Consider the following 519-nt stretch of genomic DNA (forward strand, 5'->3'; position numbering starts at 1 on the left):
TTGATCTTTATGGTCGCGGAGCCGAAGTTCGCGTTCATCAGCCTGTCGCGCAGCCAAGTACTGGGCCAGCCGTTCCAGTCCACCAGCGGAGGGTAGCGCCAGTTGTGGTAGTGGTTCTCCGGCGGCTCGTCGTTGCCGTTGGCGAGCCGGAAGAAGTGCGTGGACGCCCCGTCCTTGTGGTAGACGACCTTGGGGTGCGAGCCGTCGAAGCGCACCTGCGAGCGCGGGTAGGTCACGACGCCGCTGTGCTGCGTGGTCGAGACGTACTCCACCTGGTTGGAGGCCTGGTTCACCCAGGAGATGACGTGCTCCCAGTCGTGACGGTGGCCACCGAGGCTGATGCCGGCCAGCGCCTGGTCCTTCTCGAAGTAGCTGGCGTACACGATGGCGCACCAGCCGTTGTTGCACTTGGCGCGGGCGTAGGTCTGGGAATTGTCCAGGTCCGACTGGTCACGGCAGTTGCCGTTGACCGCGCCGGTCGGGTTCAGCCCCGCAGCGAGGGTCCCGTCCGGCCCGATG

The 519-nt window shown here is 65.9% G+C and carries 1 protein-coding gene; it reads right to left on the reverse strand.

What is annotated here, in order from left to right; genetic code table 11:
• On the reverse strand, positions 1–519 hold a 519-nt coding region (locus tag ACTOQ3_RS43640; RefSeq protein ID WP_440089960.1), incomplete at both ends, for an NPP1 family protein.

The organism is Streptosporangium sp. LJ11, assembly GCF_051918945.1.
Taxonomy (GTDB): Bacteria; Actinomycetota; Actinomycetes; order Streptosporangiales; family Streptosporangiaceae; genus Streptosporangium.